This window comes from Rahnella sp. RFA10(1/100) (genome assembly GCF_004195115.1).
GTDB classification, from domain to species: Bacteria; Pseudomonadota; Gammaproteobacteria; order Enterobacterales; family Enterobacteriaceae; genus Rahnella; species Rahnella perminowiae.
Genome location: NZ_SEWR01000001.1, coordinates 1,334,003 through 1,360,381, shown reverse-complemented (window position 1 = coordinate 1,360,381; position 26,379 = coordinate 1,334,003). Strand labels below are relative to the sequence as shown.

Genomic DNA, 26,379 nt, shown 5'->3' with positions numbered 1-26,379 from the left:
ACTCTCTCACCACGACAAGGAGCGATGTGATGAAAAAATACCTGCTGGCGCTGATGCTGGCATGCTGGACGGGTCAGGCGAGTGCGGGGTTTGATGTCGTGGCGCTGGGTGTGAATGGCGGCGTCGAAGAAGGCAATCTCACCTCGTACCTGATCCGCAGTGATGATCAAAAACTCTATCTCGGTCTGGATGCCGGCTCTGTTTTGCCCGGCATTCGCAAGGCGCTGGAGAAAGGCAGTTTTCCACAGGTGACGGCTGAAAATGCTGCACCGCTGACCCCGCAGGGCGCGGTTTTCCGCAACCTGATTGGCGGATACTTTATCAGTCACGGCCATCTCGACCACCTGGCGGGGTTGATCATCAGTTCCCCGGAAGACAGCAAAAAACCGATTTACGGCACAGCGGATACCATTGGCACGCTGCGTCAGCATTACTTCAACGGCCGCGTCTGGCCTAACTTCACCGACTCCGGCAGTGGTTTACGCATCGGCACCTATCGCCTGAACCAGCAGCGCCCGGCGCAACGGTTCTCCCTTGGCCTGACCGGCCTGGACGGCAATATTTACCCGCTCAGCCACGGCGGCACACCCTCGGCCATGATTCTGGTGAGCCGTAATAAAGCGTCGTTTGCCTTCTTCGGCGATACCGGCCCGGATGAAGTCGAAAAATCAAAAAATCTCGATACCGTGTGGCGCGTGCTGGGCGATGAGGTGAAAGCTAAACGGCTGAAAGGCATCATCATCGAAACGTCTTATCCGGATGGTGTGCCTGACAGCAAACTGTTCGGACATCTGACGCCGGACTGGTTGCTCAAAGAGCTTGGGCGGTGGCAGGAATATGCCGGAGGCGAAGGGGCGCTGAACGGCATCACGGTGATTATCAGTCACGTTAAACCGAGCCTGAAAGCCGGTGCTGATCCTGAAAAAGAGATCATGGCGCAGCTGGAAAAAGGGAATAATCTGGGCGTGAAGTTTGTGCGGATGGCGCAGGGTGATAAATTAGAGATCAAATAGACCATCCATTAATAACGAGAAACGTCATGAACAACCTCCAGCTTGAAAAGCTGATTAATCAGAAACTGGATATCAGCAACTACAAAGATTACGCACCGAACGGATTGCAGGTCGAAGGACGGCGTGAAGTGCAGCGTGTGGTGACCGGCGTAACGGCGTCGCAGGATCTGCTGGATGCTGCGATTGCTGTCGAAGCCGATGCGGTTCTGGTGCATCACGGTTATTTCTGGAAAGACGAACCGGCTGAAATCCGTGGCATGAAACGTAACCGTCTTAAAACATTGCTGGCAACGGATACCAATATGTACGCCTACCATCTGCCGCTGGATGGTCATCCGGAACTGGGGAATAACGCGCAGCTGGCGAAATTGTTCGGTATTAACGTACAGGGCGAAATTGCGGTGCTGTTGCCCTGGGGAGAACTGGAAAAACCGCTGACCGGTGAAGAGTTCCGCCAGCGCATTGAAGTCACGCTGGATCGCAACGTGTTGCACAGTTCACAGAATGCACCGGCCGAAATCCGCCGTGTCGCATGGTGCTCCGGTGGTGGTCAGGGTTACATTCAGAAAGCGGCAGAATATGGCGTCGATGCCTTTATCAGCGGCGAAGTGTCCGAGCAGACCATTCACATTGCCCGTGAAATGGGGCTGCATTTCTACGCCGCAGGCCATCACGCCACCGAACGTTATGGCGTGAAAGCCCTGGGCGAATGGTTAGCTGCTGAGCATAATCTTGATGTCATGTTTATCGACATCGATAACCCTGCCTAATTTTTCTTTTCGCTAGTCTCTTCAGAAACGCTGTCTTCCAGCAGGGTAAATGCCCGCTGTAATCCGGTATCCACTTCAGGGTCTGCGCCCTGGGGTGGGTACTTGCTTTCCTCTTCTTCCTCTGTGGCTTCGCTTTCGTCAACCACGGGTTCCACCACATTTTCCGGCGCGGGCATGGTTTCCTGAATCATCTGTTCGTCAAACGCCGGGTTCAGGGCAGGCGAGAGCGGGGAACTGCTCAGACTGTCAGGTATGGCGATGTGCGGAACCGGCGCATCGGTGGCCATTTGCATGGCCTCTTCTTTTCTGGAAGTGCGGCTCAGCGCCACAATACCTACACCACACAGCGCGAAAAAGGCGTAAAGAATGTTGCCGCCCAATGGCTGGATCAGCGCACCGACCGCCAGCGGGCCGATACAGGCACCGACGCCAAAAGCCATCAGCAGACAGGCTGAAAGCGAGACACGACGCTCCGGTTCGATCATGTCATTGGCAAGTGCGACAATCAGCGGGTACAGCGTGAACTGCATCAGGCTGACGACAAAACCAATGGCGAGCAACAGCGGGAATGAAATGTGGCTGAACAACGCCAGCGGCACGGCGGTAATGGCCAGCAGGATGGCATTTATGCGCATCAGCATGTTGCGGTTATAGCGGTCGGAAAGCCAGCTGAGCGGGAACTGTGCCAGCAGACCGGCGAAAATCGCCAGCGCCATAAACAGACCGGTTTGTTGAGTGGTCAGCGCTTGCTGACTGGTGTAAATCGGTGCCATCCCGTAAAACGAGCCGACGACCATGCCGATAACCAGTGTAATCGCCAGCACCTTGGGGATCGTGCCGATAAAGAATTTAAGCTCCATCGGTGCCGGAGACATATGGCCGACGTTAGTGCGCGTGGTCAGCGCAATCGGCACAAGGCACAGGGCGAAACACAGGGCAATAACGATAAGCGTACTCACGCCTAAATCGCTGTTGAGCATCAGTACGACCTGACCGAGCGCCATCCCGAGATAAGACGCCACCATATAAAAGCCGAATACCACACCGCGCTGGTTGGCTTCAGCCTGATCGTTGAGCCAGCTTTCCAGCACCATATATTGCACCATCATGCATAAGCCGATGATCAGACGCAGTACTACCCAGACCGGGATGATGTCAGTCAGGCCATGCCCCAGCACGGCGGCGGTGATGATACCGGAGCAGGAAACGTAGGCACGAATATGACCTACGCGGGCGATCAGGATATGGCCAACCTTGCCGCCGATCACCAGTCCGATGTAGTTAGCCGCGATGATCGCCCCGATCATCGCACCACTGACATGAATGGCGGAAAGACGCAGGGAAATGTAAGTCGTCAGCAGGCCGGAGCCCAATAACATCAGTAATGTCGTGGTATAAAGCGGAAAAAAGAGTGCTAATGGTTTTCTCACAGGCCATCCCTATTGTGTAACGAAGGCGTTATCCAAACGCTAAAAAACAGCAACGTTTCTGAGAGTAGCAGGTGAAGGCGGCGGGCGAAACCTCAGTGTCCCGCACAACGGGGAGATGAGTTGACATCAGTACTCTGTTTCACGCATAACTGATAACAAATCTCACGCTATTGATTCGATGAATAACCCGATGATCCACAACCCTTCTTTAAGGAGTATCTGAGTGCAACGAGCACGATGTTACCTGCTGGGCGAACGCGCGGTAGTGCTGGAACTTGACCCCCCGGTGTCGCTGGCAAGCCAGCAGCGGATCTGGGGACTGACGCAACGTTTACAGGATCGCGCCGTGTATCCGGGCGTGCGTGAAGTCATTCCCGGTATGAATAATCTGACGGTATTACTCACCGAGGCGCAAAGTTCGGCGCTGGATGCAATTGAGCGACTGCAAAACTGGTGGGAAGAAAGCGAAGCCATCGAGCCGGAATCGCGGCTGGTTGAAATTCCTGTGATTTACGGCGGTCTGCAGGGGCCGGATTTAGACAACGTGGCACGCCATACCGGTATGACGCCGGGTCAGGTGGTTGAATGCCATGCGGGTGTTGACTACACCGTTTATTTTCTCGGCTTCCAGCCCGGTTTTCCTTATCTGGGCGGCATGCCATCGAAACTTGCCACGCCACGTCACGGCGAACCGCGTCTGTCGGTGCCTGCGGGCTCGGTTGGCATTGGTGGCAGTCAGACCGGCATTTATCCTCTCTCGACGCCGGGCGGCTGGCAACTGATCGGTCAGACGCCAGTCGCGATGTTTGATCCCCTGCGTGCATCACCGACATTACTGCTGCCGGGTGACAGCGTACGCTTCGTGCCACAGAAGGAGGGCGTATGCTGAAGGTTTTACGCGCCGGGATGTTGACCACGGTGCAGGACTTGGGTCGCAACGGTTACCGCCAGCAGGGCGTGAGTCAGTCAGGTGCGCTGGATGCCCCGGCACTGCGGTCTGCCAATCTGCTGGCCGGCAATGACGAAAATGCGGCGGCGCTGGAAATCACACTCGGCCAGTTCAGTGCTGAATTTTACCGTGAAGGCTGGATAGCGCTGACCGGGGCCGGTTGTCATGCACAGCTTGATGGGAAAGAGGTATGGACCGGCTGGTGTTACAAAGTGAAGCCGGGCCAGATACTGACCCTGAAAATGCCCACCCGTGGTATGCGCAGCTATCTGGCGATTTCCGGCGGCATTGATGTGCCTGAAGTCATGGGATCGCGCAGTACCGATCTGAAAGCCAAATTTGGTGGCTTTCACGGGCGGGCATTGCAAGACGGTGACAGGTTGCCCACCGGCGATTCGTTTGGGCAGCCGAAAAAATCCTGTGGCATTAAACAGCTACTGTTTGGTAACCGTATTCGTGCATTGCCGGGGCCGGAGTATCAGGAGTTCAGCGAGACGTCGCGCGGGGAGTTCTGGCGCGCCGCCTGGCAGCTGAGCCCGCAAAGTAACCGTATGGGATACCGGCTGCACGGTCACACACTGAAACGCGAAACTGACCGTGAAATTCTGTCGCACGGCTTATTGCCGGGTGTAGTTCAGGTGCCGCACGGGGGGCAGCCGATTGTGCTAATGGCTGATGCGCAGACCACCGGCGGCTATCCGCGTATTGCCTGTGTCATTGAGGCGGATTTGTATAATCTGGCGCAAATCCGGCTGGGCGAACCGGTGCATTTCGTCAAATGCACACCGGAAGAGGCGCAGAAAGCCTTGCGTGAGCAATCGCTCTTTATCGAACAGATTAAACGGGGGCTGCATGATCGTTGATCTTAATGCCGATCTAGGCGAAGGCTGTGCACATGATGAGGCACTGTTACAACTCGTCAGTTCGGCCAATATTGCCTGCGGATTTCATGCCGGAGATGCGCAGACCATGCGGCAATCCGTACGCCATGCGCTGAAATACGGTGTGGCAATTGGTGCGCACCCGGGTTTTGCGGATCGCGAAAATTTTGGCCGCACTGCCATGAACGTGCCTGCCGAAACCCTGTATGCCCAGGTGGTGTATCAGTTGGGTGCACTGGCTGCCATCACCCGTGCCGAAGGCGGACATATGGTGCATGTGAAGCCGCACGGCATGTTGTACAACCAGGCAGCAACCGACCCCGTACTCGCGGATGTTATCGCCCGGGCGGTGCATGCGGTAGATCCGGCATTGCGTCTGGTCGGGCTGGCGGGTAGCGAATTAATTCATGCCGGTGAACGCCTGGGATTGCAAACCCGTCAGGAAGTATTCGCTGACCGGCGTTATCAGAGCAACGGTACGCTGGTGCCACGCAGTCAGCCGGATGCAATGATCGAAAGCGATGAACTGGCGCTGGACCAGACGCTGTCGATGGTACAGCAACAGAAAGTGCTCAGCCGTGAAGGCGTCTGGGTGCCGGTTAAAGCTGACACTGTTTGTCTGCATGGTGATGGTGAACATGCACTGACGTTTGCCCGGCGGCTGAGGAATGCGTTTGTTGAACAGGATATTCAGATCAGCGCAGGCTGATTTTGGCAGAATCTGAGGAGCATCTATGCGTAAAGTTTTAGTCACCGGTTTCGAGCCCTTTGGCGGCGAGCGCGTTAATCCGTCATGGGAAGTGGTCAGGCAACTGGGCGACCTGGAATTGTCGGGTGCGCAGATTGTGGTGCGTCAGTTGCCGTGCGTGTTCGGCAAAGCCATTGATGCACTCAATGCGGCCATTGATGAAGTGCTGCCTGAAATGGTGATCTGCGTCGGGCAGGCCGGTGGCCGGAGTGATTTCAGTATCGAACGCGTAGCGATCAATGTCGATGATGCGCGTATTGCCGATAACGAGGGTAACCAGCCGGTGGATGAAACCATCGTCAGCGCGGGCCCGGCAGCGTATTTTTCTACCCTGCCGATCAAGACGATTGTCAACGGATTGCGCGAGTCAGGGATCCCGGCATCGGTGTCGCAAACCGCCGGTACTTACGTCTGCAATCATGTGATGTACGGCCTGTTACATCGTCTGGCGCAGCCTGCCTGCAAAGTGGTGAAGGGCGGTTTTATCCATATTCCTTATCTGCCGGAACAGGCCGCACATCATCCGGGTACGCCAAGTATGTCAGTACATACTGTTCTGAACGCCCTTGAGCTGACTATCGCCATTGCGCTGCATACGGAGCAGGATTTGAAAATTGCCGGGGGTGCAACTCACTGATGCCTGAAGGTCCTGAAATCCGCCGCGCAGCTGATGTGCTGGCTGCTGCGGTAGTGAATAAGCCCCTGACCGATGTCTGGTTTGCGTTTCCGGCACTCAAACCCTACCAGTCAGCGCTCAGGGGCACGAAAATCACGTCAATTGAAACACGCGGAAAAGCACTGCTGACGCACTTTTCCAACGGTCTGACTCTTTATAGTCACAATCAGCTTTACGGGGTCTGGCGGGTAGTGAAGGCCGGCGAAGTCGCCAGGGAAACCAAACGCTCGCTGCGGGTCATGCTGGAAACCACGGAGGCGGCGATCCTGCTGTACAGTGCATCCGAAATCAGTATTTACGATACGGCGGAGATCGAAAATCATCCGTTCCTGCAACGTATCGGCCCGGATGTGCTGGATGAGCGTCTGACTGTCGAGCAGGTACGTGAGCGGTTATTGTCCCCTAAATTTTGCAACCGTCAGTTAGGCGGAATGTTGCTGGATCAGGCCTTTCTGGCGGGATTGGGCAATTATCTGCGGGCGGAAATTCTCTGGCTGGCGAAACTGCTGCCGGATCATAAACCCAAAGAGCTGAACGAAACGGAACTGCAGGCGCTGGCCGATGCCTGTTTATCTGTTGCGCGTTTATCGTATGCCACGCGCGGCACGATGGATGAAAATGTGCATCACGGTGCGCTGTTTCGTTTCAAGGTGTTTGGCCGGACAGGCTTACCCTGCGAACGTTGCGGCGATCCGATTATGAAAACCAGCGTGTCATCGCGACCGTTCTTCTGGTGTCCGGTGTGTCAGGTCTGACAGATAAAAAAGAAAAGGGCACCGGAGTGCCCTTAGGATGGGTATCAGGGTCAGAAATTCACTTTAATACCCAGATTGCCGCTGTAGCCTTTCAGGTCAGAATCAAAACCTTTCTGGTAGCGAACATCGGTGTAAATCGTGGTGTTTTCATTGAGTTTGCCCGCAACACCTGCACCTGTCTGCCACCAGCTGTCACTGAATTCCGCTTTAAGTCGCTTATCCGCGATTTGTACATCCGGTTCATCGCCGATAGTGGTGACGACATCCAGCGTCAGATAAGGCGTCCAGGTCGGATTATCCAGCAACAACCGCACACCGCCTCGTGCTTGTGCATTGCTGGTTGATACGCCAGAGACGTTGCTGACGCCATCACTGAAATCTTCAAGGTTCAGATACTGATAAATAACCTGCGCCTGTGGTTCAATTTTCAGATTTTCATGCAAGACAAAGGGCTTGCCAGCTTCTATTGATAATGCGATGCCATAACCGTCCTGATCGGCATCATGCGTGCTGTCGTAACTGTTTTTATACCAACTGCCCATGCCTACTGTATCAATGTATCCGCCATCCTGCGCTTTCAGTGTGTAGTAACCGCCCAGGCTGTAGATGTCGCTGTCAAGACTGCCGGTTTGCACGGAAAGCATTGAGTTGTTGCTGCGCAGGCTGTCTTCTGCATCAGTATTTTGGCGTCCGAGTGTCACGAGAATACCGGCGCTGCGTTCGGTGTTTTCTTGGTCTTTGTCCCACATCAGATCCATACCCAACTGCGCGTACGAGGTATCGGTGTCATAGCTATAGCGGCCTGCGTCATTCTCGGTATGAGTACCGACAATCCGGCCCCATGCGCCGTCTTTATGCAGTACATCACCGCCGGTACGCTGGTGATAAGTCCCAATGACATCAAAACCGTACTGCATATTCAGTACTGGTGCCGCAATATACCCGGGGACTTCCTCGCGCCATGGCAGGATGTCATCGGATGGTGTCGGGGTTGGGGCCACATCCGGATTATCATTAGGGTTATCATCTGGCGTCGGATCTGGAATAGGATCAGGGTCTGGGATTGGCGTTGAACAATCATAACTAGCGCAGTTACTCAGGTACCAATTTTCCCCTTCTCCGGTGTTGATATCACCTTTACGCAGGCCATAGTTGAACGCACCGGCTGACACAGAATTCCCCAGTGCAAAGGCATCTGTTCCTTGTGTGTTAGTTCCGTGCACGGTAATTACTTCAATCCCATTGTCTGGTGTGTTATTCCCGCCACCGCCGGTGTTCGTGACATAAAGGATATTTTTTCCTGTAATATCGCCTGTGACGTGGATCTGGTCGGTTAGTGAATTGCTGTCATCAAGGTAAGTATTAATGCGATAAACTCCGTCACCGGTCATATCGCCGTTCACTGTAAGTTCAGAATAATCATCACCGTTGTGAGTGAAGGACGTAGTACCGTGGGAATTCATTTGCGAAATTTCGGAGTCACCGGTCACGGTCCATATGCTGCTTGCATCAATATTGACATTGTTGGCGCTGGCGGTTGTGCCTTGCCAGTTAGAGCCGCTGTTAAGATTTACATCCACAACACTGCCGGTATCGGCAATGATTTCGCCTTCCAGGTGAGAGTTACTGGCAGATAGATTCACCTGGCTTTGCGCGGTAACGCCCGTATTAGTATCTATGAAACTTCGTGCTCTCAACAAAACACCGTTTCCGCTTTGCACGGTTGAGTTGTTATTCACATTAATCTGAGTATTGGCCCCTTCTGCAAGTATGCCCTCGCGGGTAGCGCTGCTGACAAGGCTGTTATCCAGTGTCACAATGGCCTGATGATCTGCATCAAAACCCTGTGTATAAATGCCATTTGCTAATGCACCCGTAGCCGATAACACGCTGTTACTGATGGTAATCTGGCTGTTGGCATAGGAACGGACAGCGGAAGCACTGTTGCCGGTCGAAATTCCCTTAACCTTATTTGCATCCAGGGTAGAGTCTTTCATGGCAACCAGCTGATTACTCTGTGCCCCGGTAGTTGTTATCTCAGCGGTATCAAGATTCATTATCCCCGCGTGGTCAGCGACGGCAGCGGCTGAACTGCTACCTTCTGTGTTAATCACCACATTTTTGGCGGTCAGTGTGGCCGGGGATAATCCTGCATTTGTCGCTTCATTGGCGGCGACATACAGGGCATACGACTTATCTCCGAGCGTAGTGATGCTGACATTATTTAATTCTGCTTCGCCGCGAGCATCGACCGCATAGGAATGCATGCCATTGGTCGTGAGTGAAAGATCATTGGCCGTTAGCTTTGCGCTCTGACTTGCGGCAAAAAAACCAGTGTTATTACTGCCAGTCGTCGCGTAGGTCCCGCCGGTCAACGTCACATCGCTATATGTGTTGGTATTCACCATGATGTCATCATTACCGGTCATTCGAACGTTACCGTTTATGATGTCAACAGTAGCTCTTATGTCATCGCTGGAGCCTGATGCATAAATCACATTTTGGGAACCAGCAGAGGTTTGCTCAACCGTGAGGTTTTCAATGACGAGTGAGGAGTCAGACACGGTGAGCGCATGTTTCGCGTTAGTTAATTTTATGTTTATATTACTCAGGCTCGCCGATGCGCCCGACTGGATATTAATCCCCCGTGCCTGAGCAGCATCGCTGGTGAGACGTATATTATCACCTGTTAATATTGAACCTTTATCGGAGGCATAAATAACACTGCTGTCATCTTTACCGGAACTGATGTCGGCATTATTAATTTCGGCAGAGGCGCCGGTTGTGATGTTAAATGTTTTACTGGAATCTGTTGTGCTGACGTCAGCGTAATTAAGTATTAACTTACTTTCATCAATAATATTAAATGCATAAGCTTCGCTGCCAGTAGTGGAGACTACGGATTGAACGGGAATGGGTGTCGGTATCCCAGGAGCCGTGATTTCCCCATCAACAATGACTTCTGTACCGGCTCCGGTGATGGTGTAAGCATGATCTTCCGCGCCCGTTGTAGCGAAACTCAAGGCGTCAGCAGGCGTTATGCCAGTGGAATATGTTGTTGTTGCAAATGCAACAGATGACGGTAATAAAAGGCTGAAAATGGCACTCGATAATAATGTTCTTTTAAAAGAACGCGATCCGTTCATATATTCGTCCATGTGAAAATATCCTTTATTTAGAAATAGCGCGCTTGTCTAACATGTTTTATTAATTCAACGAGTTAAATATCGAATGGCAATACATATTGAGGGTGTGGATTATGGTTATTATTGCCCGATAGATTTTTCCGAATGGTATAGCAACAACTCAGGAGCGTCAAATATTAGTGTTAATAATTAGAAATATTTATTTAGGCTTAATATATAATTAAGTTATCTGGGGGTAAATAAGTAAATAAGTAAATAAATAAGTCACCTGATTAACCGGTGGCTTTGACACCGCCCTCTAAAAGAAGGCCAAAGCTTTAACCTTCCAGCCCCGCTGAAACTGTTGCTCTGCTTCTTCTTTTACAATTTATGCCCTTTGATTTGCTGGTGACAAACCGGGGCAGTATTTAGCATGGGAACTGTATGGGCAAAGCTCCCCAGGTACGATCCCCCTCCAAAGGAGAGAGTGATTAAGGATGACGTAAAAAAGCCGATGAGTTATTCATCGGCTTTATATATTGAGGGGGGATTATTATATATTGAGGAAGATTACTTTTTCAGCTGAGAATGGAAATCGCGTTTGTCATAGCCGGTATAAAGCTGGCGCGGACGGGCGATTTTGACGCCTTCCTGATGCATTTCGCTCCAGTGAGCAATCCAGCCGACAGTACGTGCCATCGCGAAGATCACGGTGAACATGGAAGACGGAATCCCCATCGCTTTCAGGATGATGCCGGAGTAGAAATCGACGTTCGGGTACAGTTTCTTCTCGATGAAGTAAGGGTCGTTCAGCGCGATATGCTCAAGCTCCATCGCCACTTCCAGCAGGTTGTCTTTCAGATCCAGCTCTTTCAGAACTTCATGACAGGTTTCACGCATCACGGTCGCGCGCGGGTCATAGTTTTTATAAACACGGTGACCAAAGCCCATCAGGCGGAAGGAATCATTTTTATCTTTCGCGCGTTTCACGAATTCAGGAATGTGATCAACGCTGCTGATTTCTTCCAGCATTTTCAGTGCAGCTTCATTCGCGCCGCCGTGGGCCGGTCCCCACAGGGATGCGATACCCGCAGCAATACAGGCAAACGGGTTAGCGCCAGAAGAACCGGCGGTACGCACGGTGGAGGTCGAAGCATTTTGCTCGTGGTCAGCGTGCAGGATCAGGATACGATCCATGGCGCGTTCCAGAATCGGGTTCACTTTGTATTCTTCACACGGGGTGGAGAACATCATGTGCAGGAAGTTACCGGCATAAGACAGGTCGTTGCGCGGATACACAAACGGCTGGCCGATAGAATATTTGTAACACATGGCGGCAACGGTCGGCATTTTGGACAGCAGACGGTAAGCAGCGATTTCACGGTGACGTTCGTTTTCTACATCGATCGAGTCGTGATAAAACGCTGCCAGTGCGCCGGTGACACCACACAGAACAGCCATCGGGTGAGAGTCACGACGGAAGCCGTGGAACAGACGGGTGATTTGCTCATGCACCATCGTGTGACGGGTAACATTGGTTTTGAATTCATCATACTGTTTCTGAGTCGGCACTTCGCCGTTCAGCAGCAGGTAGCTCACTTCAAGGAAAGTGGACTCTTGTGCCAGCTGGTCAATCGGGAAACCACGGTGCAGCAGAACGCCTTCGTCACCATCGATATAGGTGATTTTGGACTCGCAGGATGCAGTAGAGGTGAAGCCGGGGTCATAAGTGAAAAGACCTTTGGAACCGAGGGTGCGGATATCCACTTCATCCTGGCCCAGTGTGCCGGACAGCACATTAAGTTCAATCGGGTCGTGACCTTGTAGGGTAAGTGTCGCTTTCTTATCAGCCATTTACAGTCTCCTTAGCGCCTTATTTTTAAAAATCAGTAACAACAGAAATGCCTGGAAGCGACGCCTTGTAAGGTCATTATTATTGTCAGCCTTAGCTCTGCGATCGAATGGGAAGGGAACGTAGAGCTGAGTCGAAGTGCAGTCTCAGACTGCTCTGTGACAAACAAGCGGCGTTTCATCGTTGTTAACGATTCGGTAAATCATTACTGTTCTGTCACTCAGTACCGGTGAAGAGTATGAGGATTTACACAATCACCACTTTTGCATAACTTGAGCCATCAGGGAAGACCCCGACTTGCGATTGTGTGATCCGCTGATTCTTCAGAAACTTTCACTATTTTGGTGCGTGAAGGCGAAGCCGGTATGTGCTCAGAATCACAGTCCTATTGGAATAGTTCTTTTGTAATAGAAATGTTGATCAAATGTCAAACCAGATAATTTATTTTGTGTCTTTTATGAAAAGTGAGAGATAACTCACTGTTTCGCAGAAATGTGAATAAAGCATTTGTAGGGCAATTGTAATAAGAATGTGATCAACCTATACTCCTACAAGGTCTCCGGACAATCCGAAGTAGGAGCACCCAGCATCATTTTCTTCGCCCTTCACGTTACGGCTACGAAAATACTTTTATCGCGCCTTTTAAGCACACTGGATGTCGTCCTTTGAGCGCGAAAAATGATGAGCTTTTAGCTCAGCTTTCCAAAGTTATTGGTGTTGTGGGAAGGCGGCAAGCAAGCGAATCCTTATGAGCTGACACAGGTTAGTGATTAGGGTGAGCGCGCAGCCAACGCACCCACAGCGACAAGAACAAAGGAAAGGGTGCTGTCTGACATACTGCTCCGGACCGGAGGGAAAATAATAAGAGCTGTGTGGGCAAAACCGTGAAAAAACAAAGACCTGTCAATCTGGATCTGCAAACGATCCGATTTCCTGTTACTGCGATAGCGTCCATCTTACACCGAGTCTCTGGCGTAATTACCTTCGTCGCCGTCGGTATCCTCCTCTGGCTGTTAGGCCTGTCTCTCTCTTCTCCTGAAGGGTTTGCACATGCTGCCGCCATCATGAATAGCTTGTTCGTAAAATTCATCTTTTGGGGAATACTCACTGCGCTGGCCTATCACGTTTGCGGTGGCGTCCGCCATTTGCTGATGGATTTTGGCTATATCGAAGAGAGTTTGGCTGCCGGTACCCGTTCTGCCCAGGTGGCAATCGGTCTGACCGTCGTGCTGTCAATTCTGGCTGGAGTCCTCGTATGGTAAGCAACGTTTCTGCGTTAGGGCGTAATGGTGTGCACGACTGGCTGTTACTGCGTGCTTCCGCAATTATCCTCACCTTGTACATCCTCTATATTCTGGGCTTTGTGGTTCTGGCTCAGGAACTGACATTTGATGTCTGGCATGGCTTCTTCTCTTCCTCCATCACCAAAGTATTCACACTGCTGGCGCTGCTCTCAATTCTGATACACGCGTGGATCGGCATGTGGCAGGTGTTAACGGACTATGTGAAATCGCTGGCTGTCCGACTGGTGCTGCAACTGGCTATTGTCGTGGTGTTAGTGGTTTACCTACTTTACGGAACAATTGTTGTTTGGGGAGCGTAGTAAATGAATCTGCCAGTCAGAGAGTTTGATGCTGTCGTTATCGGTGCGGGTGGCGCCGGTATGCGTGCCGCGTTACAAATTTCGCAAATGGGGCTGTCTTGTGCCCTGATTTCAAAAGTCTTCCCGACCCGCTCCCATACGGTGTCAGCGCAGGGCGGTATTACCGTTGCGCTGGGTAACACCCATGAGGATGACTGGGAATGGCATATGTATGACACCGTAAAAGGTTCCGACTATATCGGTGACCAGGACGCCATTGAATATATGTGTAAAACCGGGCCGGAAGCGATTCTGGAACTCGAACACATGGGGCTGCCTTTCTCCCGTCTGGACGATGGCCGTATTTATCAGCGTCCGTTTGGCGGGCAGTCGAAGAACTTCGGCGGCGAACAGGCGGCACGTACCGCCGCCGCAGCCGACCGTACCGGTCACGCCTTGTTGCATACGCTGTATCAGCAAAACCTGAAAAATGGCACCACAATTTTCTCAGAATGGTATTCGCTGGATTTAGTGAAAAACCAGGACGGCGCGATCGTCGGCTGTACCGCAATCTGTATTGAAACCGGTGAAGTGGTGTACTTCAAAGCCAAAGCGACCGTGCTGGCGACCGGTGGTGCAGGCCGTATTTACCAGTCCACCACCAACGCCCACATTAATACCGGCGACGGTGTCGGCATGGCGCTGCGTGCAGGTGTTCCGGTGCAGGATATGGAAATGTGGCAGTTCCACCCGACCGGTATCGCCGGCGCAGGCGTTCTGGTAACAGAAGGCTGTCGTGGTGAAGGCGGTTATCTGCTTAATAAAGACGGCGAGCGTTTCATGGAACGTTATGCGCCGAATGCCAAAGACCTGGCGGGTCGTGACGTGGTGGCGCGTTCCATCATGATCGAAATCCGCGAAGGCCGCGGCTGTGAAGGTCCGTGGGGCCCGCACGCCAAACTGAAACTCGACCATCTGGGTAAAGACGTTCTGGAATCCCGCCTGCCTGGCATCCTCGAACTGTCGCGTACCTTCGCACACGTCGATCCGGTGAAAGAACCGATCCCGGTTATCCCGACCTGCCATTACATGATGGGCGGTATTCCGACCAAGGTGACCGGTCAGGCATTGCGTGTTAACGCACAGGGTCAGGACGAAGTGATCCCGGGTCTGTTCGCCGTGGGCGAGATTGCCTGCGTATCGGTACATGGCGCTAACCGCCTTGGCGGCAACTCGCTGCTGGACCTGGTGGTGTTTGGCCGTGCAGCGGGCATGCATTTGCAGGAATCTATTGCAGAGCAGGGTGACAGCCGTGATGCCTCTCAGGATGACATTGATGTCTCTTTGGAACGTCTGAACCGCTGGAATAACACCCGTTCAGGTGAAGATCCGGTGGCTATCCGTAAAGATCTGCAAGCGTGCATGCAGAACAACTTCTCGGTCTTCCGTGAAGGTGATGCGATGGCGAAAGGGCTGGAAGAACTGAAAGTGATCCGCGAGCGTCTGAAATCTGCCCGTCTGGATGATACGTCCTCAGAATTCAATACCCAGCGCGTTGAGTGCCTGGAACTGGATAATCTGATGGAAACCGCGTTCTCCACTGCCGTCTCTGCAAACTACCGCACCGAAAGCCGTGGTGCACACAGCCGTTTCGACTTCCCTGAGCGTGATGATGCGAACTGGTTGTGCCACACGCTGTATCAGCCGGAAACAGAAAGCATGACCCGCCGTGAGGTGAACATGCAGCCTAAGCTTCGCGCAGCGTTCCCGCCGAAAGCGCGTACATACTAGGGCAGAGCGGAGACAGATTATGAAAATTGAATTTTCGATTTATCGCTATAACCCGGACGTCGATGACGTGCCGTACATGAAAGATTATGTGCTGGAAGCCAAAGAAGGGCGCGACATGATGTTGCTCGACGCGCTGATTTTGCTGAAAGAGCAGGATCCGACGCTGGCTTTCCGCCGCTCATGCCGTGAAGGGGTTTGCGGGTCAGATGGCGTCAACATGAACGGTAAAAACGGTCTGGCGTGTATCACACCCGTCTCGACGCTGCGTAACGGCAACAAGAAAATTGTTATCCGTCCGTTACCAGGGTTACCGGTTGTCCGTGACCTTGTAGTAGACATGGGGCAATTCTATAAGCAGTATGAGAAGATTAAGCCTTACTTGTTGAATGATGGGAAAAATCCTCCGGCGCGTGAACATTTACAGATGCCGGATGATCGTGAAAAGCTGGACGGATTATACGAGTGTATTCTCTGCGCCTGCTGTTCGACGTCCTGTCCGTCTTTCTGGTGGAATCCGGACAAGTTTGTCGGCCCGGCGGGCCTTCTGGCCGCTTACCGTTTCCTGATCGACAGCCGCGATACCGAGACACAATCGCGCCTCGACGATCTGAACGATGCTTTCAGCGTATTCCGCTGCCACAGCATCATGAACTGTGTGAGTGTATGTCCGAAGGGGCTGAATCCGACCAAGGCTATCGGTCATATCAAATCGATGCTGCTACAACGCGGTGCCTGAGAAGATATGCCACGCCACAGCGGGAACTCAGGTTCCCGCTGTTATTTATCCCCAGGTGCGTTGCGCTTTCTTTAGTTACAAATGTTGCAACTGAGGCGTTGATAGCAAATAAGTAAATTTTTAATAACAAAATAGCAACAAGTGCAACAAAGTTGCGCCTTACAGGAGTAAGATAGCCGGGTCAAAATCTGGGTGTTAGAAAACATCTGAAAAGGCAGCACTAAGAAGCAGGGCAACTTCAAAAATCAGTCACGCGCATGGCGGATTTCTGAAGGTTCCTTGAAGAGCCAAATGCTCAACCAACGAACTGTTTTAGTAAGGAAAACCGTTTTACCGCGGTGTATCACGGTCAATATTATTAACCACGGCGAAAACTAAAGCTTCAAAGCTTAAGGGATCACGATGCAGAACGGCGCAATGAAGGCCTGGCTGGATTCCTCCTATCTGGCGGGTGCGAACCAGTCTTACATAGAACAACTCTATGAAGACTACTTAACCGATCCTGGTTCCGTTGACGATAGCTGGCGTTCGATTTTTAAACAGCTACCAACAGTGGGTGTGAAACCAGAGCAACTCCATTCTCAAACACGGGACTACTTCCGCCGCCTGGCGAAAGACGCGTCACGTTACAACTCCTCCATCAGCGATCCGCAAACGGATGCCAAGCAAGTCAAGGTGCTGCAGTTAATCAACGCCTTCCGCTTCCGTGGTCATCAGAACGCGAACCTTGATCCCCTTGGTCTGTGGAAACTGGACGACGTGCCCGATCTGGATCCGGCGTTCCACCATCTGACTGAAGCTGATTTCCAGGAAACCTTCAACGTCGGTTCTTTTGCCATTGGCAAGGAAACCATGCAGCTCGGCGAGCTGTATAAAGCCCTGAAGCAAACCTATTGCGGTTCCATTGGTGCAGAATATATGCACATCACCAACACCGAAGAGAAACGCTGGATCCAACAGCGTATCGAATCCGTGGCCGGTCGTGCGAGCTTCACCAATGATGAAAAGAAAACGTTCCTGAAAGAGCTGACCGCAGCAGAAGGTCTGGAGCGTTATCTGGGCGCGAAATTCCCGGGTGCAAAACGCTTTTCACTCGAAGGTGGCGATGCACTGGTGCCGATGCTTAAAGACATGATCCGTCATGCTGGCAAAAACGGAACCCGTGAAGTGGTGCTGGGTATGGCGCACCGTGGCCGTCTGAACGTACTGATCAACGTGCTGGGCAAAAAGCCGCAGGATTTGTTCGACGAATTCTCCGGCAAGCATAAAGAACATCTGGGTACCGGTGATGTGAAATACCACATGGGCTATTCGTCTGATGTGGAAACCGAAGGCGGTATGGTGCATCTGGCGCTGGCGTTTAACCCGTCGCACCTCGAAATCGTCAGCCCGGTGGTTATCGGTTCTGTTCGTGCCCGTCGTGATCGTCTGGACGAAGCGCGCAGCAACATGGTTCTGCCAATCACCATTCACGGTGATGCGGCGATTACCGGTCAGGGTGTGGTTCAGGAAACCCTGAACATGTCGCTGGCACGTGGTTATGAAGTGGGCGGCACCGTACGTATCGTCATCAATAACCAGGTGGGTTTCACCACCTCGAATCCGAAAGATGCGCGTTCTACCGATTACTGTACCGATATTGCGAAAATGGTGCAGGCACCGATTTTCCACGTCAATGCCGATGACCCTGAAGCGGTGGCTTTCGTAACCCGCCTGGCATTGGATTTCCGTAACACCTTTAAACGTGACGTCATGATCGACCTGGTTTGCTACCGTCGCCACGGCCATAACGAGGCCGACGAACCTAGCGCAACCCAGCCGCTGATGTACAACAAGATTAAGAAACACCCGACGCCACGCAAAATCTACGCTGATGTCCTGACTGAGCAAAACGTGGCCAGCCTCGAAGATGCCACGGAAATGGTCAACCTGTATCGTGATGCGCTGGATGCTGGTGAATGCGTAGTGGAAGAGTGGCGTCAGAATGACATGCACACTTTCACCTGGTCACCGTATCTGAACCATGAGTGGGATGAAGCTTACCCGAACAAGGTTGAGCTGAAACGTCTGCAGGAACTGGCGCGTCGTGTCAGTCATGTGCCGGATGCGATTGAAATGCAGTCACGCGTGGCCAAGATTTATGCTGACCGTAACGAGATGGCAGAGGGCAATAAGAAATTCGACTGGGGTGGTGCAGAAAACCTGGCCTACGCGACGCTGGTCGATGAAGGTATTCCGATTCGTCTTTCCGGTGAAGATACCGGTCGCGGCACCTTCTTCCACCGCCATGCTGTGGTCCATAACCAGAAAAACGGTTCCGTGTACGTGCCGCTGGCTAATATTCATAACAGCCAGGGCGAGTTCAACGTCTGGGATTCCGTGCTTTCCGAAGAAGCGGTGCTGGCATTTGAATACGGTTATGCCACGGCTGAACCGCGCACCCTGACTATCTGGGAAGCGCAGTTCGGTGATTTCGCCAACGGTGCGCAGGTGGTTATTGACCAGTTCATCAGTTCCGGCGAGCAGAAATGGGGCCGCATGTGTGGTCTGGTGATGTTGTTGCCACACGGCTACGAAGGGCAGGGACCGGAGCACTCCTCCGCGCGCCTGGAACGTTATCTGCAACTTTGCGCTGAGCAAAATATGCAGGTCTGTATCCCGTCTACCCCGGCGCAGGTTTACCACATGATCCGTCGTCAGGCACTGCGCGGTATGCGCCGTCCGCTGATCGTGATGTCACCGAAGTCACTGTTGCGCCATCCTCTTGCGGTTTCTACGCTTGATGAGTTGGCTAACGGCAGCTTCCTGCCTGCGATTGGCGAAGTCGACGAACTGGATCCAAAACAGGTCAAGCGCGTGGTGATGTGCTCCGGTAAGGTTTATTACGACCTGCTGGAACAACGTCGCAAAAACGAGCAAACCGATGTGGCGATCGTCCGCATCGAGCAGCTTTACCCGTTCCCGCACAAGGCAATTCAGGAAGTGCTTGAGAAATTCTCACACGTTCATGATTTCGTCTGGTGCCAGGAAGAGCCATTGAACCAGGGCGCGTGGTATTGCAGCCAGCACAATTTCCGTGAAGTGATTCCTTTCGGGGCTTCTTTACGTTACGCAGGACGCCCGGCCTCTGCCTCTCCGGCAGTGGGCTACATGTCCGTTCACCAGAAGCAACAGCAAGATCTGGTTAACGATGCGCTGAACGTTAAATAACCGCGTTGGCGTCAGTTAACTATATGGAACATAAGAAGGATTGATAATGAGTAGCGTAGATATTCTGGTCCCTGACCTTCCTGAATCCGTTGCGGATGCGACGGTTGCCACCTGGCACAAAAAGCCGGGCGACAGTGTTGAGCGTGACGATGTACTGGTAGAAATTGAAACCGATAAAGTGGTTCTGGAAGTGCCGGCAAGTGAAGCCGGTATTCTGGACAGCATTATCGAAGACGAAGGTGCGACGGTCATTTCCCGTCAGATCCTGGCGCGTATTCGTCCGGGTAACAGCAGCGGCAAGCCAAGCACTGAGAAAAGCTCCGATAAAGAAGCGACTCCTGCGGCACGCCACACAGCAGCACTGGAAGAAGAGAACAACGACGCACTCAGCCCGGCTATCCGTCGTCTGATTGCTGAACATTCTCTGGATGCCAGCGCCATCAAAGGCAGCGGTGTCGGTGGTCGTCTGACCCGTGAAGATATTGAACAGCACCTGGCGAAGGCCAAGGATGCGAAGCCAGCCGCAGCACCTGCAGCGGCACCGGCCGCCGCCAGCGCCGCACCGGCTCTGGGTTCACGTAGCGAAAAACGGGTACCGATGACCCGTCTGCGTAAACGTGTTGCTGAGCGTCTGCTTGAAGCCAAAAACAGCACGGCGATGCTGACCACCTTCAACGAAATCAATATGAAGCCCATCATGGATCTGCGTAAGCAGTACGGTGATGGTTTTGAAAAACGTCACGGTGTACGTCTGGGCTTCATGTCTTTCTATCTGAAAGCTGTGGTTGAAGCGCTGAAACGCTATCCGGAAGTGAATGCTTCTATTGATGGCGATGATGTGGTTTACCACAACTATTTTGATGTCAGCATTGCGGTATCCACGCCACGTGGTCTGGTCACACCGGTTCTGCGTGATGTCGATACGCTGGGCATGGCAGATATCGAGAAGCAAATCAAAGAACTGGCCATCAAAGGCCGTGACGGCAAGCTGAAAGTGGAAGAACTGACCGGCGGTAACTTTACCGTGACCAACGGCGGTGTCTTTGGTTCTCTGATGTCCACGCCGATCATCAACCCGCCGCAGAGCGCCATTCTGGGCATGCATGCCATTAAAGATCGCCCGATGGCAGTGAATGGTCAGGTGGTGATTTTGCCAATGATGTATCTGGCACTGTCATATGATCACCGTCTGGTGGATGGCCGCGAGTCTGTCGGTTTCCTGGTGACCATTAAAGAGATGCTGGAAGATCCGGCTCGTCTGCTGCTGGACGTCTAGTCCCGGCACAGCGAAAGATGAGAGATCGAAAAATCTGCGGCACAGTTCGCTGTGCCCTGATAAGCCTTCCTACTTACCGAATAAGAATGGATAGAACATCATGAATTTACACGAGTATCAGGCGAAACAGCTGTTCCTGCGCTACGGCCTGCCAGCACCAACGGGCTTCGCCTGTTCCACCCCGCGTGAAGCGGAAGAGGCTGCATCGAAAATCGGTGCCGGTCCGTGGGTGGTGAAATGTCAGGTTCATGCCGGCGGCCGCGGTAAAGCGGGCGGCGTGAAAGTCGTTAAAAGCAAAGAAGAAATCCGTGCTTTTGCTGAGCACTGGCTGGGCAAACGTCTGGTGACTTACCAGACAGACGCCAGCGGTCAGCCGGTTAACCAGATCCTGGTTGAATCCGCCACTGATATTGATAAAGAACTGTATCTTGGCGCGGTAGTGGATCGCAGCTCCCGTCGCGTGGTGTTCATGGCGTCTACCGAAGGCGGCGTGGAAATCGAGAAAGTGGCGGAAGAAACCCCGCACCTGATCCACAAAGTGGCGCTTGATCCGCTGGCAGGTCCGCAGCCGTATCAGGGCCGCGAGCTGGCTTTCAAACTGGGTCTGAGCGGTAAGCAGGTTCAGCAGTTCACCAAGATCTTCATGGGGCTGGCGAACATTTTCCTTGAGCGCGATCTGGCGCTGATCGAAATCAACCCGCTGGTGGTGACTACCGCAGGTGACCTGATCTGCCTCGATGGCAAACTGGGTGCCGACGGCAACGCCTTGTTCCGTCAGCCGGAATTGCGTGAAATGCGCGATTACAGTCAGGAAGATGCCCGTGAGTCTCAGGCTGCGCAGTGGGAACTGAACTACGTTGCGCTCGACGGCAATATCGGTTGTATGGTGAACGGGGCCGGTCTGGCAATGGGCACCATGGATATCGTGAAACTGCACGGCGGCGAACCGGCTAACTTCCTCGATGTCGGCGGTGGCGCAACCAAAGAACGCGTGACCGAAGCCTTCAAAATCATCCTGTCCGATGAAAAAGTCAAAGCCGTCTTCGTAAACATCTTCGGCGGTATCGTACGTTGCGACCTGATCGCCGACGGTATCATCGGTGCGGTGGAAGAAGTGGGCGTCAGCGTGCCGGTTGTGGTGCGTCTTGAAGGTAACAATGCCGAGCTGGGTGCCAAAAAACTGGCAGACAGCGGTTTGAACATCATTGCAGCGACCAGCCTGACGAATGCGGCTCAACAAGTTGTCGCGGCAGTGGAGGGGAAATAATGTCGATTTTAATCAACAAGAACACCAAAGTTATCTGCCAGGGTTTCACCGGTAGCCAGGGGACTTTCCACTCCGAACAAGCCATCGCATACGGTACAAAAATGGTTGGCGGTGTAACACCGGGCAAAGGTGGCACCGAACATCTGGGTCTGCCTGTGTTCAACACCGTGCGTGAAGCGGTAGAAACCACCGGCGCAACGGCATCTGTGATTTATGTTCCGGCGCCGTTCTGCAAAGACTCCATTCTGGAAGCGCTGGATGCTGGCATTAAACTGATTATCTGTATCACTGAAGGCATTCCGACCCTGGATATGTTGGTGGTTAAAGTGAAACTGGATCAGAGCGATGCGGTGATGATCGGGCCAAACTGTCCGGGGGTGATCACGCCGGGTGAATGCAAAATCGGCATCATGCCGGGCCACATTCATCTGCCAGGTAAAGTGGGTATTGTTTCCCGCTCAGGCACGCTGACGTATGAAGCCGTTAAACAGACCACGGATTACGGTTACGGCCAGTCTACCTGTGTCGGTATCGGCGGTGACCCGATCCCTGGCTCTAACTTCATCGATATCCTGAAGTTGTTCCAGGAAGATCCGCAGACTGAAGTGATCGTCATGATCGGCGAAATCGGCGGTAACGCCGAAGAAGAAGCCGCAGCGTACATCAAAGCGCACGTGACTAAACCGGTTGTGGGTTACATCGCAGGGGTTACTGCGCCTAAGGGCAAACGTATGGGCCATGCTGGCGCCATCATTGCCGGTGGTAAAGGCACTGCTGATGAGAAATTTGCAGCGCTGGAAGCCGCAGGTGTTAAAACCGTTCGCAGCCTGGCCGATATCGGCGAAGCCGTGAAATCACTGCTTCCGCAATAAGTATTACCCACCCGTATTGGTAAACCGCCGGTACGGGTTAAGTCAATTTTTATAAAAAAAGATTCGACATGTTGGCCGCCTTCGGGTGGCCTTTTTTATTTTAAGCTAAATAATTAACATTCGCCGAATTAAGCTATATTCATTAACACAGCACGATACGTTCATGGGTAATAAAAGGTTAATAATTGGATTTTAGAAGGTAGCAAATTAGATATTTTCAACAACCATAAAAGCACAATTAATTAACATTGAGGCCATCATTAAATCTCATTGAAACCAAAAGTTAACATTTTGAAATATTTTTTTAGAAATTGATGGACAGCTTATAGAAATAAACAAGGAGATAGGCTTAAATTGCGGCAGATCAATTACAGGGTTTTCCACTGTTTTGTTCTTAAATTGACCTGTACACGGAAATCCGCTTAAGGTCACTAAAAAACCTATTTAATGTGTGGGATTACTGGCGTAACATAATGGTCCTGTAACATCCGTTTTTTGTATGATTATTTTTCCCCGTGATTTTGCCCGTTCATCAGCCTGTTCCAGGCCCGCTGCTCGTGCTTTTTCCGGACTCAGAATGTCTGGTCGATGGCTTTACTCAACCGGGTACTGACATTTTTTCTACACACATTTAAATATTGGTAGTCATGAGGCGTTCCGGCACACGGTTCGTCAAAGATCACAATTTGTGGTCTTCCTCCGAGGAGCAAGGGGTCAAGATGTTTGATATCGTTGAACTGTCGCGTTTACAGTTTGCTTTAACAGCCATGTATCATTTCCTATTTGTCCCATTAACGCTAGGTATGGCGTTTTTGTTGGCAATTATGGAAACGGTTTATGTCCTTTCCGGCAAACAAATCTATAAAGATATGACCAAATTCTGGGGCAAACTCTTTGCAATTAACTTTGCACTGGGCGTTGCCACCGGTTTAACCATGGAATTCCAGTTCGGGACTAACTGGTCATATTTCTCACATTACGTGGGTGATATCTTCGGTGCGCCGCTGGCGATTGAAGGTTTAATGGCATTTTTCCTGGAATCCACTTTAGTGGGCCTGTTCTTCTTCGGATGGGACCGTCTTACTAAAGTTCAGCATATGACTGTGACCTGGTTTGTTGCCCTTGGCTCAAACTTGTCAGCTTTGTGGATCCTGGTGGCGAATGGCTGGATGCAAAACCCGATTGCATCGACTTTCAACTACGAAACCATGCGTATGGAAATGGTCAGCTTCTCCGAACTGGTGCTGAACCCGGTTGCGCAGGTTAAATTTGTTCACACCGTAGCGTCTGGTTATGTGACTGGCGCGATGTTCATTCTGGCTATCAGCTCTTACTACCTGTTGAAAGGTCGCGATGTCGGTTTCGCGAAGCGTTCATTTGCTATCGCAGCAAGCTTCGGTCTGGCTGCCGTGCTTTCCGTTATCGTACTGGGTGATGAATCCGGTTATGAAATGGGTGACGTACAAAAAACGAAACTGGCTGCTATCGAAGCAGAGTGGGATACCCAACCTGCACCGGCAAGTTTCACGCTGTTCGGCATGCCGAATCAGGACAAAATGGAAAATGAATATTCTGTTCAGATCCCTTACCTGCTCGGCCTGATTGCCACACGTTCTGTTGATACGCCGGTCACCGGTCTGAAAGACCTGATGGCGCAACACGAAGTGCGTATCCGTAACGGTATGAAAGCCTACACCCTGCTGGAAGAACTGCGTTCGGGCAACACTGACCCGAAAGTGCGCAGCGATTTCGAAAGCACCAAGCAGGATCTGGGCTACGGTATGTTGCTCAAACGCTATACCGACAACCCGGCGGCGGCGACTGACGCACAGATTCAGAAAGCGACCAAAGATTCTATCCCGCGCGTTCTGCCACTGTATTTTGCATTCCGTATCATGGTTGCCTGCGGCATCCTGATGTTCGTACTGATTGCGCTGTCCTTCTACACCGTCTTACGTGGCAAAATTGGCCAGAAACGCTGGTTACACCGCGCGGTATTCATCGGCCTGCCGTTGCCGTGGATTGCTGTCGAGGCGGGCTGGTTCGTGGCTGAATATGGCCGCCAGCCTTGGGCGATTGGTGAAGTGTTACCCACTGCGATCGCACACTCTTCACTGACTGTGGGTGATGTACTGACCTCGATGATCCTCATCTGTGGTCTCTACACCCTGTTCCTGGTCGCTGAAATGTTCCTGATGTTCAAATATGCGCGCCTCGGGCCAAGCAGCCTGAAAACCGGCCGTTATCATTATGAACAACCTTCAGCGCCACTTGAGCAAGCTCGGTAATAGGGAGTCCACTTATGTTTGATTATGAAGTTTTACGGTTCATCTGGTGGGTGCTGATTGGCGTGCTGTTTATCGGCTTCGCAGTGACCGATGGATTTGACATGGGCGTTGGTATCCTGGTGCGCATTATCGGTAAAACCGATACGGACCGCCGTGTGATGATCAATGCCATTGCCCCGCACTGGGACGGTAATCAGGTCTGGCTGATCACCGCCGGTGGCGCACTGTTCGCGGCCTGGCCTATGGTGTATGCAGCCGCATTCTCCGGCTTTTATGCGGCGATGGTACTTGTGCTGTGCGCCTTGTTCTTCCGTCCGCTGGGCTTTGACTATCGTTCAAAACTGGAAAGCGCACGCTGGCGTGGCATGTGGGACTGGGGCATTTTCATCGGCAGCTTCGTGCCGGCTCTGGTCTTTGGTGTAGCCTTCGGTAACCTTCTGTTAGGCGTACCATTCCATATCGACGGCGACCTGCGTCTGTTCTACACCGGTAATCTGCTGGGCTTGCTGAACCCGTACGGCATTCTGGCCGGTCTGGTCAGCCTGACCATGCTGATCACTCAGGGGGCCACCTATCTGCAAATGCGTACTGTGGGTGAACTGCACCTGCGTACCCGTGCCGCGTCGCAGATTTCTGCGCTGGTGATGATGGTGTGCTTCCTGCTGGCAGGCATCTGGTTAGTGAAAGGGATTGATGGTTTCACCGTGACATCCGTTATGGATCACGCAGGTCCGTCTAACCCGCTGCGCAAAACCGTGTCTCATGAAGCGGGTGCATGGCTGGCTAACTTCAACAAGACACCCGGTTTGTGGGCGATTCCTGCATTGGGTGTGATTTTGCCGTTGCTGACCATTTTGTTCTCACGCATGAATAAAGCGGCGCTGGCATTCATCAGTAACTCACTGACTATCGCCTGTGTAATCCTGACTGCGGGTATCACTATGTTCCCGTTCGTGATGCCGTCAATTACTGAGCCGAATGCCAGCCTGACCATGTGGGATGCCACATCCACACTGTTGACGCTCAGAGTGATGACCGTTGTCGCGTGCATCTTTGTGCCAATCATCCTGATTTACACCTCATGGGCGTATTACAAGATGTTCGGGCGCCTCGATAAACATTACATCGAGAACAACAAGCATTCGTTGTATTAAGGAG

The 26,379-nt window shown here is 52.3% G+C and carries 20 protein-coding genes; 17 read left to right on the top strand and 3 right to left on the bottom strand.

Annotated elements, in window-relative coordinates; all coding sequences use genetic code 11:
• Window positions 1-29: 29 nt before the first annotated feature.
• Complete coding sequence (locus ETV65_RS06250) at window positions 30-1,013, top strand: MBL fold metallo-hydrolase (protein WP_129952027.1); 984 nt, start codon at window positions 30-32, stop codon at window positions 1,011-1,013.
• 26 nt (window positions 1,014-1,039) lie between these two features.
• Entirely contained in the window at window positions 1,040-1,783 is a 744-nt protein-coding gene (locus ETV65_RS06245) for a type 2 GTP cyclohydrolase I (protein ID WP_129952026.1), read from the top strand.
• Here the strand turns inward: ETV65_RS06245 and ETV65_RS06240 are convergent.
• Complete coding sequence (locus ETV65_RS06240; protein WP_129952025.1) at window positions 1,780-3,213, bottom strand: MFS transporter; 1,434 nt, start codon at window positions 3,211-3,213, stop codon at window positions 1,780-1,782. The genes ETV65_RS06245 and ETV65_RS06240 overlap by 4 nt on opposite strands.
• Window positions 3,214-3,436: 223 nt before the next feature.
• On the opposite strand from ETV65_RS06240, the gene pxpB reads away from it, so the two are divergent.
• The 5 genes from pxpB to nei are packed head-to-tail and all read left to right on the top strand — an operon-like array spanning window position 3,437 to window position 7,222.
• The gene (gene pxpB / locus ETV65_RS06235) at window positions 3,437-4,102 is read left to right on the top strand and encodes a 5-oxoprolinase subunit PxpB (RefSeq protein WP_129952024.1); all 666 of its coding nucleotides are present in this window, start codon (window positions 3,437-3,439) and stop codon (window positions 4,100-4,102) included.
• Entirely contained in the window at window positions 4,096-5,025 is a 930-nt protein-coding gene (gene pxpC, locus ETV65_RS06230; RefSeq protein WP_129952023.1) for a 5-oxoprolinase subunit PxpC, read from the top strand. Before pxpB ends, pxpC begins: the two co-directional genes overlap by 7 nt.
• Window positions 5,015-5,752 (top strand): 5-oxoprolinase subunit PxpA, encoded by a 738-nt coding sequence (gene pxpA / locus ETV65_RS06225; protein ID WP_129952022.1) that lies wholly within the window; start codon window positions 5,015-5,017, stop codon window positions 5,750-5,752. Before pxpC ends, pxpA begins: the two co-directional genes overlap by 11 nt.
• A 25-nt stretch (window positions 5,753-5,777) precedes the next feature.
• Window positions 5,778-6,428, top strand: coding sequence for a pyroglutamyl-peptidase I (gene pcp, locus ETV65_RS06220; protein ID WP_129952021.1), 651 nt, complete (start codon window positions 5,778-5,780; stop codon window positions 6,426-6,428).
• Complete coding sequence (nei, locus tag ETV65_RS06215) at window positions 6,428-7,222, top strand: endonuclease VIII (RefSeq protein ID WP_129952020.1); 795 nt, start codon at window positions 6,428-6,430, stop codon at window positions 7,220-7,222. Before pcp ends, nei begins: the two co-directional genes overlap by 1 nt.
• Before the next feature lie 50 nt (window positions 7,223-7,272).
• Here nei and ETV65_RS06210 read toward each other — a convergent pair whose 3' ends face one another.
• Window positions 7,273-10,380, bottom strand: coding sequence for an autotransporter outer membrane beta-barrel domain-containing protein (locus tag ETV65_RS06210; RefSeq protein ID WP_129952019.1), 3,108 nt, complete (start codon window positions 10,378-10,380; stop codon window positions 7,273-7,275).
• A gap of 537 nt (window positions 10,381-10,917) precedes the next feature.
• Complete coding sequence (locus tag ETV65_RS06205; RefSeq protein ID WP_129952018.1) at window positions 10,918-12,201, bottom strand: citrate synthase; 1,284 nt, start codon at window positions 12,199-12,201, stop codon at window positions 10,918-10,920.
• An 870-nt stretch (window positions 12,202-13,071) separates the two neighbouring features.
• On the opposite strand from ETV65_RS06205, the gene sdhC reads away from it, so the two are divergent.
• The 10 genes from sdhC (at window position 13,072) to cydB (ending at window position 26,375) form a co-directional block, all read left to right on the top strand.
• Window positions 13,072-13,461 (top strand): succinate dehydrogenase cytochrome b556 subunit, encoded by a 390-nt coding sequence (sdhC, locus tag ETV65_RS06200; RefSeq protein ID WP_129952017.1) that lies wholly within the window; start codon window positions 13,072-13,074, stop codon window positions 13,459-13,461.
• A complete protein-coding gene (gene sdhD, locus ETV65_RS06195) occupies window positions 13,455-13,802 on the top strand; it encodes a succinate dehydrogenase membrane anchor subunit (protein WP_129952016.1) in 348 nt (115 codons plus the stop codon). The genes sdhC and sdhD overlap by 7 nt, the downstream gene beginning before the upstream one ends.
• Before the next feature lie 3 nt (window positions 13,803-13,805).
• A complete protein-coding gene (gene sdhA, locus ETV65_RS06190; RefSeq protein ID WP_129952015.1) occupies window positions 13,806-15,572 on the top strand; it encodes a succinate dehydrogenase flavoprotein subunit in 1,767 nt (588 codons plus the stop codon).
• A gap of 19 nt (window positions 15,573-15,591) precedes the next feature.
• Window positions 15,592-16,308 carry a succinate dehydrogenase iron-sulfur subunit gene (locus ETV65_RS06185; RefSeq protein WP_129952014.1) on the top strand — a complete coding sequence of 239 codons (717 nt, stop codon included), beginning with the start codon at window positions 15,592-15,594 and terminating at the stop codon, window positions 16,306-16,308.
• A 402-nt stretch (window positions 16,309-16,710) separates the two neighbouring features.
• Entirely contained in the window at window positions 16,711-19,518 is a 2,808-nt protein-coding gene (gene sucA / locus ETV65_RS06180) for a 2-oxoglutarate dehydrogenase E1 component (RefSeq protein ID WP_129952013.1), read from the top strand.
• Window positions 19,519-19,564: 46 nt separating this feature from the next.
• Window positions 19,565-20,794: a 2-oxoglutarate dehydrogenase complex dihydrolipoyllysine-residue succinyltransferase gene (gene odhB, locus ETV65_RS06175; protein WP_129952012.1), complete on the top strand. Its 1,230-nt coding sequence runs from the start codon at window positions 19,565-19,567 to the stop codon at window positions 20,792-20,794.
• Window positions 20,795-20,894: 100 nt separating this feature from the next.
• On the top strand, window positions 20,895-22,061 hold the full coding sequence (gene sucC / locus ETV65_RS06170) for an ADP-forming succinate--CoA ligase subunit beta (protein WP_129952011.1): 1,167 nt from the start codon (window positions 20,895-20,897) through the stop codon (window positions 22,059-22,061).
• A complete protein-coding gene (sucD, locus tag ETV65_RS06165; protein ID WP_013576436.1) occupies window positions 22,061-22,933 on the top strand; it encodes a succinate--CoA ligase subunit alpha in 873 nt (290 codons plus the stop codon). Before sucC ends, sucD begins: the two co-directional genes overlap by 1 nt.
• Before the next feature lie 719 nt (window positions 22,934-23,652).
• Window positions 23,653-25,221, top strand: coding sequence for a cytochrome ubiquinol oxidase subunit I (gene cydA / locus ETV65_RS06160; protein WP_129952010.1), 1,569 nt, complete (start codon window positions 23,653-23,655; stop codon window positions 25,219-25,221).
• Window positions 25,222-25,235: 14 nt separating this feature from the next.
• Window positions 25,236-26,375: a cytochrome d ubiquinol oxidase subunit II gene (gene cydB, locus ETV65_RS06155; RefSeq protein WP_129952009.1), complete on the top strand. Its 1,140-nt coding sequence runs from the start codon at window positions 25,236-25,238 to the stop codon at window positions 26,373-26,375.
• Window positions 26,376-26,379: the final 4 nt, after the last annotated feature.

Excerpts from the sequence above, each read along its gene's own strand:
- pcp (WP_129952021.1), top strand. The coding sequence starts at position 5,778 with ATGCGTAAAGTTTTAGTCACCGGTTTCGAGCCCTTTGGCGGCGAGCGC.
- odhB (WP_129952012.1), top strand. The coding sequence starts at position 19,565 with ATGAGTAGCGTAGATATTCTGGTCCCTGACCTTCCTGAATCCGTTGCG.
- sucD (WP_013576436.1), top strand. The coding sequence starts at position 22,061 with ATGTCGATTTTAATCAACAAGAACACCAAAGTTATCTGCCAGGGTTTC.
- pxpA (WP_129952022.1), top strand. The coding sequence starts at position 5,015 with ATGATCGTTGATCTTAATGCCGATCTAGGCGAAGGCTGTGCACATGAT.
- sdhD (WP_129952016.1), top strand. The coding sequence starts at position 13,455 with ATGGTAAGCAACGTTTCTGCGTTAGGGCGTAATGGTGTGCACGACTGG.
- ETV65_RS06210 (WP_129952019.1), bottom strand. The coding sequence starts at position 10,380 with ATGGACGAATATATGAACGGATCGCGTTCTTTTAAAAGAACATTATTA.
- cydA (WP_129952010.1), top strand. The coding sequence starts at position 23,653 with ATGTTTGATATCGTTGAACTGTCGCGTTTACAGTTTGCTTTAACAGCC.
- ETV65_RS06205 (WP_129952018.1), bottom strand. The coding sequence starts at position 12,201 with ATGGCTGATAAGAAAGCGACACTTACCCTACAAGGTCACGACCCGATT.
- cydB (WP_129952009.1), top strand. The coding sequence starts at position 25,236 with ATGTTTGATTATGAAGTTTTACGGTTCATCTGGTGGGTGCTGATTGGC.
- ETV65_RS06185 (WP_129952014.1), top strand. The coding sequence starts at position 15,592 with ATGAAAATTGAATTTTCGATTTATCGCTATAACCCGGACGTCGATGAC.
- nei (WP_129952020.1), top strand. The coding sequence starts at position 6,428 with ATGCCTGAAGGTCCTGAAATCCGCCGCGCAGCTGATGTGCTGGCTGCT.
- ETV65_RS06250 (WP_129952027.1), top strand. The coding sequence starts at position 30 with ATGAAAAAATACCTGCTGGCGCTGATGCTGGCATGCTGGACGGGTCAG.
- sdhA (WP_129952015.1), top strand. The coding sequence starts at position 13,806 with ATGAATCTGCCAGTCAGAGAGTTTGATGCTGTCGTTATCGGTGCGGGT.
- sucA (WP_129952013.1), top strand. The coding sequence starts at position 16,711 with ATGCAGAACGGCGCAATGAAGGCCTGGCTGGATTCCTCCTATCTGGCG.
- ETV65_RS06245 (WP_129952026.1), top strand. The coding sequence starts at position 1,040 with ATGAACAACCTCCAGCTTGAAAAGCTGATTAATCAGAAACTGGATATC.
- sucC (WP_129952011.1), top strand. The coding sequence starts at position 20,895 with ATGAATTTACACGAGTATCAGGCGAAACAGCTGTTCCTGCGCTACGGC.
- pxpC (WP_129952023.1), top strand. The coding sequence starts at position 4,096 with ATGCTGAAGGTTTTACGCGCCGGGATGTTGACCACGGTGCAGGACTTG.